This window comes from Clostridium tarantellae (assembly GCF_009295725.1).
Classification (GTDB): Bacteria; Bacillota; Clostridia; order Clostridiales; family Clostridiaceae; genus Sarcina; species Sarcina tarantellae.
This window is the reverse complement of the sequence record NZ_WHJC01000180.1, coordinates 1-6980: the sequence shown is the minus strand read 5'-3', so window position 1 is coordinate 6980 and position 6980 is coordinate 1. Positions and strand designations below refer to the sequence as shown.

Sequence of the window (6980 nt, the reverse complement as noted above, 5' to 3'; positions counted from 1 at the left end):
AATAACAGGGTTGAATCCTTTTTTCTATACTTTTTCACCTAATAGGTGAATTTTTTTTTGTAGAAAAGCATTATTTTAAGCCATATCTATTATGATTTTTATTTTTTCATGAATAATTAGGGATTAAATAATTACATGAAACATAATGTTAATTATGAAAAGAATAAATGTTAAAGAAAATATAAAATTAAAAAATTTATTTCATTTTTATATAAAAAGCACCCTTCTTGGTTATTTTCATAGTTTTACCAAGAATAAGTGCTTTTTAAATAATTACATATAAATCTTTTTATATTAAACATATTAATTTTATTATTTTGAAAGGGCTTCTTTAAAATTATTATCCATAAATATCCTAGTTTCTTTCAATATATTAATCCAGTCATTATTTCCCACATACCAAAATTCTGCTACAAATTTTCTTACCCCTAACTCCCAAGAAGTTTTTATTATTTCTTTAAAGTTAACATGTCCTGTTCCAAAAGGTACCTCTCTAAATACTCCTGGTACTGTTTCTTTTAAGTGAACAGAGGTTATATGACCTTTACCACTTTTTAAATCTTCAATTACACTATTTTCATACTTAACAGCAGCATTGGTTATATTACCACAATCAGGATATACCTGTAAATATGGCGAATTAATAATTTTTACATAATTCATAGCTTTTTTTACTGTATTCATAAATTCAGTTTCCATAGTTTCAAAGGCAAGGATTACTCCTTTTTCAGCAGCCATATCTACGCATTTTTTTAAATTATTAACAAATAACTCTTTTGTTATATCAGTTGACTCTTCATAATACACATCATACCCAGCTAATTGTATTATTCTTATACCTAAATCACAAGCTAAATCAATGGCTTTTTCCATAATTTCCATACCCTTGTTTCTTATGGATTCCTTTGAGCTGCCAATAGGATATTTTCTATGGCCACTTAAACACATGGTTCTTATGGGTACTCCAATTTCAAACATTTCTTTAACTATAGCTATTCTTTCCTCTTTTGAATAATCTAATCTAGCTAATTTTTCATCACTTTCATCAATACTTATTTCTATAAAATCAAAACCTGCATCCTTTGCACAAATAAACTTTTCAGCCCAAGATAAATTGTTAGGCATTGATTTTTCATATAATCCTAATTCATATTTTTTCATAAAAACACCTACTATTTTGTCTGTAAATTTTGTCCATAATAAGCATTAGGTCCATGTTTTCTCATAAAATGCTTATTTAAAAGAGTATCTGGCATAATTTCTTTTGCTCTGCTAAGAACTTCTGTATTAAAAGCCATCATTGCTACTTCTTCTAAAACCACTGCATTATGTACCGCATCAAAAGGATCTTTTCCCCAAGTAAATGGTCCATGGTTTTTAACAAGTACTGCTGGCATACTATCTGCTTCTAGCTCTTTAAAAGTCTCTACAATAACACTACCCGTATTATATTCATAATCTTTTTCTATTTCTTCCTTATTCATATCCCTTGTACAAGGTACTTCACCATAAAAATAATCTGCTTGAGTTGTACCATAAGCATTTATTCCTCTACCTGCTTGAGCAAATATGGTTGCCCATCTTGAATGAGTATGTACAACTCCTCCTATATTCTTAAATTCTTTATATAATTTAAGATGAGTAGGAGTATCGGAAGAAGGATTAAGATCTCCTTCTACCACATTTCCTTCTAAATCTACTACTACCATATCCTGTGGAGTCATTTTGTCATATTCAACTCCTGATGGTTTTATAACTACTAAAGATGATTCTCTATCTATTCCAGATACATTTCCCCAAGTGAAAGTAACTAAATTATATTTTGGTAAAAGCATATTTGCTTCATAAACTTCTTGCTTTAACTTTTCTAGCATTTTAAATACCTCCTAAACTAATCAGTTACAAAATATAAGGCTGCTTGTCCTAATTCCCTATTAGCAGATATTATAATATCTCTATCAACCTCATTTATAACAGCCACATTACTAGGTCCTACTCCAGATTCAATTACTTCTGTTTTAAATTTAAGAGGATTTGTACTTTCACATTGAACATAGAATAAATCCTTATCATTTCTACGATATCCACCAATTATAGTAGGTATTCCTCTCAACTTTCCACCCCATACTACATGTCCAAAATCCATTTCCTTTGGATATTTATAAACTACTTCATACTTATCTCCAACTTTTTTATTTATAACAAAATCTTTACCATGGAAAGGTTCAATAGTTACTAATTCCTCTACCCCATCATTATCTATATCTACTACAGCCACATCACTTACTGGTCTATCTAAGATTTTCTCAACCTGCCAGTCTTCATCTTTATTTTGTGGTGGAGTAACAACAAACACTCCATTTTCAGATGTAACCATACCAACCATTTTTCCATTCCAATTAGCTCTACAATATCCATGATTTTTAGTAAGACCTTCTTTTATGACCTTTAATTTAATAGGTTCATTAAGATCATCAGGTAAAACTCCTACATAAATTTTTCCTGGATCTGACCAATCATCCTTACATGTTTTGCTTGTGCAAAGAGTTGCTCCAATAAAATAATTTACTCCATTAGCAGATAAAATATCAAAGCGATGAAGATAAGGTAATTTTAAAATAGTTTTTACATTCCATTTTCCATCTTTTTCAGGTTTTGCCCAAACTATTGTAGCATTTTCTGATTGAAAAGTAGGAAAGAAATTTTGTACTCCTAAGAAATCCCCATTTTTTCCTGGAATTTGTATCATAGACATAGTTCCTCCAGGTCCTTCCCATACAGTTGATTGTTTAAAATCAGGTCCTGAATACATATAACAAGGACCTTCACCTTCTGTAGCTATAAGAATATGCTTTTCCCCATCAATTACAGTACTACTAGTTGCATAACATCTATGTAAATCAGTTAAAAATTTCTTTTCAAATTTCATTTGTTTTTCCTCCTTTCTTTCTATTTTTTACTCATAACATCATTCATTATTTTTTCTTCTATTTCTTTTTCTGATAAAAGATTTTTTAATCCTACTACAATGGTTCCATTAGCTGCTGCCTGTTTAAAATTGTTGGCTAAAGCTTCTGAACAAAATACCACATCATAACTTGAAGCTTGAGTTTTAGCTTCCCCAACACTACTATGATGTATTTGTACTGGAACATTTAACTTTCTAAAAATTTTCTCTATTTTCATTTTTATTATTTGACTTGATCCCATTCCATTTCCACATGCTGCAATAACTTTTAACATAATAATCTCCTCCTAAATTTTAAATATTTAATTTATAATAATTTTTATTTATTTTCTTCTAAACTTTCTTTATAAGCTTCATAATCTTCAGTAATTGTAAAATAATATTTTTTATTTCTTAAATATTGGATTTGAGGAATGGCTAACATAGCAAATATAGCTATTGCTGTCCCAAAGTATCCTAAATATCTCATTAATATTCCAATGGCAGGCCATAAAGTACTCCAATCGAAGTTTCCATGCCATCCTCCATATTGTGCCAATTGAAAGAAGTATGCTGCAAAAGCTCCACCAATAACTTGAATTATTCCTGAAATAAATGGAATAATCATAGCTGCTTTTAATCCACCTTTTTTATTAGCAAATATAGCAAATGTAGCATTATCAAAGAATAAAGGAACGAATCCTGTTATTATTAAAACTGGACTATTAAATACAATTAATCCTAATATGGAAATAAATTGTCCAAGCGCTCCAAATAAGAATCCTATAGTTATGGCATTTGGAGAACCAAATCCAAATACTGCTGCACAGTCAACAGCTGGTACTGATCCAGGTAATAATTTGTTTGAAATACCTTGGAAAGATTCCGTTAATTCTGATACGAACATTCTTACTCCTAGTTGTAATATACTTAAATATACTGCAAAGTATAAGGATTTCTCCATTATGTAAAATATAAAGCTTCTATTTTCAGGAAAACCTTTATCTATATTACGTAAAATATCTGGTCCTAATATAAGCATTATTACTCCAAAGAATACCATCATTAATATTCCAGTAGCTACAACGTTATCATTGAATATAGAAAGAAATCCTGGTAAATTAATATCTTCAATTTTTTTGTCTTTTTTATCAAATTTACCTGCTATTTTATCAGTTAACCATACACCAAACATTTGTTGATGACCTACAGCAAAACCTCCACCTTCTGTTAAGTCTTGGCAAGCTTCTACTGTAAGATTAGAAAATACTGACCAATATGTACCTAATAATAATCCTAGCATTATTATAATTCCCATATCATGTAATTGAGGGAAACAGAATAATACTATCCATAAAGCAGTAGCTGATTGCTGAACCATAACATGTCCTGTTATAAATACAGTACGAATTTTTGTCCATTTGCTAAGTAAAACTAAAATTATATTGAAAGCAAAAGCAACTAATAACACAACCATCATTAATGAAAATGATCTACCTATATTTTCTATAGCTGTTTGAGCTGCTGTTTGTCCAAAATATGGGTCTATTACTGCTGCTTGTAAATTAAATCTATCTTTTAAAGCTGCAAGTATAGGTCTAAAGTTGCTAACTAAACCACTAGCTGCCACACTTAAAATTAAATACCCTACTGTTGCCTTAATAAATCCTGCAATGGCATCATATATAGGACGTTTTAATAAAATATACCCGATTAATACTATAAATCCAATAAAAAATGCTGGTTGAGTAAGTATATTATTTTGGAAAAATTCCCATATACACATTAAAATAGATAGTACAGCGTGCATTTAAAGCACCTCCTTAGTTCTTTCATAAAATAGCATCTAAATTAAATACTAACAAAGGAAGTGTTTTAAAGGTGAACATTTAGATGCTATTTCATTTTTACAATAATTCTTTAAGATCTTCTTCTGAGGAACACATTAATAGTTTCTCTACTGTTTCTTCATTTGAAATTATTTCTACCAAGGAAGAAAGATTTTTCAAATGCTTATCACTATCTGTAGATGCTAATACAAAAAATAATTTAGCATCATGCTCATCACTATCACTAAAATGAATTGGCTTTTCTGTTTTCATAAAGCATATAGCTGTTTCATTTACCCCTTCTCCACCTTCTTGTGCATGAGGAATACAAATATTAGGTGCTATAACCACATAAGGTCCATGTTTTTTTATGGATTTTATTATAGAATCAGAATACTTTGGTGTTATAGCTCCTTCTTTTATAAGAGGATTACAAGCTGCCTTCACAGCATCTTCCCAGGTTTCAAAGTCATCATGAAAGGAATATCTTTTCTTTTCTATTAATTCTTGTAACACAATATCATCTCCATAATTTTAATTTATTATTTTTATAAGAAAGATGTATATGGAATATTAATTTCTTTAGTAAAGCAATCATCAAATCCTCTAGGATAATGATATTCTCTCTTATCTTTATCAGCTGGGAAATTAAACTTTCCACCTACTTGCCAAATATAAGGTAAGAATTTATACTGTAATCTATCTTTTTTCATATTAAATAATACATTTATTTCATTTGGATCTGCTTGGAAGTTTGACCAAATGTCATGATGAAAAGGTATCATAACCTTAGTATTTAAAGCTTCACCCATTCTTAAAATATCTGAAGCAGTCATTTTATCTGTAATTCCTCTTGGATTTTCACCAAATGAACCTAAAGCTACATCTATTTCAAAATCATTTCCATGTTTAGCATAATAATTTGAATAATGTGAATCACCACTATGATAAAGAGTTCCTCCTGGAGTTTTAATTAAATAATTTACTGCTTTTATATCCATATTTACTGGCATTTTTCCTCTTAAATCACCTTCTGGTGGGCTAGTAATAAGCGCTGTTCTATCAAAGGATTCTAAAGCAAATATTTCCGTATCTTTTATTTTTATAACATCACCAGGCTTAACTACTATACATCTTTCAACTGGAACTCCCCAATCTACCCATTTATCTACACAAGCTTTTGGTCCTATGAAAGGAACTGAAGCATCACAATTTTTCAAAACTGCAGTAGCAACGTTTACATCAATGTGATCATTGTGATCATGAGTTGCTAATATAGCATCAACCTGTCTAATTCTAAATGGATCTAATACAAAAGGTGCTACTCTTAAATTAGGTTGTAATTTTTTTCCTCCACACATTCTTGCCATTTGGTGTTCTGGTTTAATATATGGATTTTCTTTTGTTCTTTTACCTGAACCACACCAAAAATCTATACATAAATTAGTATTTCCTTCTGTTTTAAGCCAAATTCCTGTACATCCTAACCACCACATTGTGAAAGTATTAGGAGCTACAACTTCCTGTTCAATTTCTTCATTTAACCATGTACCCCATTCTGGGAATGTATTTAAAATCCATGATTCTCTTGTAATTTCATCAACTTTAGACATAATTATTTTTCCTCCCTTTATGTAAAAATAATTTTATGTTCGTTTTGTTTGAAAACATTCATTTAATTCTTTTGTATAACGTTTTCTATGTCTTTATAATACGCTCTTTATGTTTGTTTTGCAATACTTTTTGAATTTTTTATGAATTTATTGTTCTTTTATATGTTCAATTATAAATTTTAATTCTTTTAAATAAGTTTATTTGTTAATTTTAATCATTTAATCCTTTTTTTTTATCAAATAGTTTATTTAATTGATTTTTTATTTGTTTAATTGTACAATTAAATCAATAACAAACATAAAAATTGAATTATTTACTATTTTATCCTTTTAAAGAAACATATATATTTTTTAATGATTGTTATTAATACTTTTAATATATAAATCTATTAAACTATATATAAAAGTATTGATTTTAATGGAATTACAGTATAAATTGTTTAATACAAATATTTATTAATTTTATTATTTAATAATTTTATAAAATTTTAACTCTTTTTAAAAATGAATTCTTAACATAAGATACTTTGTTATGAGTAAAAGTTATTACAAATAAATAAAATTTATAAATATAAAATATAAGTATAAAAC

7 protein-coding genes are annotated in these 6980 nt (G+C 28.5%); all 7 read right to left on the bottom strand.

Annotated elements, in window-relative coordinates:
- Positions 1 to 312 precede the first annotated feature (312 nt).
- On the bottom strand, positions 313 to 1161 hold the full coding sequence (locus tag GBZ86_RS10880; protein ID WP_152890583.1) for an L-ribulose-5-phosphate 3-epimerase: 849 nt from the start codon (positions 1159 to 1161) through the stop codon (positions 313 to 315).
- 11 nt (positions 1162 to 1172) lie between these two features.
- On the bottom strand, positions 1173 to 1874 hold the full coding sequence (gene araD / locus GBZ86_RS10875; RefSeq protein ID WP_152890581.1) for an L-ribulose-5-phosphate 4-epimerase: 702 nt from the start codon (positions 1872 to 1874) through the stop codon (positions 1173 to 1175).
- A gap of 17 nt (positions 1875 to 1891) precedes the next feature.
- Positions 1892 to 2929: a hypothetical protein gene (locus tag GBZ86_RS10870; protein WP_152890579.1), complete on the bottom strand. Its 1038-nt coding sequence runs from the start codon at positions 2927 to 2929 to the stop codon at positions 1892 to 1894.
- A gap of 20 nt (positions 2930 to 2949) precedes the next feature.
- On the bottom strand, positions 2950 to 3243 hold the full coding sequence (locus GBZ86_RS10865; protein WP_152890577.1) for a PTS sugar transporter subunit IIB: 294 nt from the start codon (positions 3241 to 3243) through the stop codon (positions 2950 to 2952).
- Between the two features lie 44 nt (positions 3244 to 3287).
- Entirely contained in the window at positions 3288 to 4757 is a 1470-nt protein-coding gene (locus GBZ86_RS10860) for a PTS ascorbate transporter subunit IIC (protein WP_152890575.1), read from the bottom strand.
- A 97-nt stretch (positions 4758 to 4854) separates the two neighbouring features.
- Positions 4855 to 5292, bottom strand: a complete 438-nt coding sequence (locus GBZ86_RS10855; protein ID WP_327444973.1) for a PTS sugar transporter subunit IIA — start codon at positions 5290 to 5292, stop codon at positions 4855 to 4857.
- Positions 5293 to 5324: 32 nt separating this feature from the next.
- Positions 5325 to 6389 (bottom strand): L-ascorbate 6-phosphate lactonase, encoded by a 1065-nt coding sequence (gene ulaG, locus GBZ86_RS10850; protein ID WP_152890573.1) that lies wholly within the window; start codon positions 6387 to 6389, stop codon positions 5325 to 5327.
- Positions 6390 to 6980: the final 591 nt, after the last annotated feature.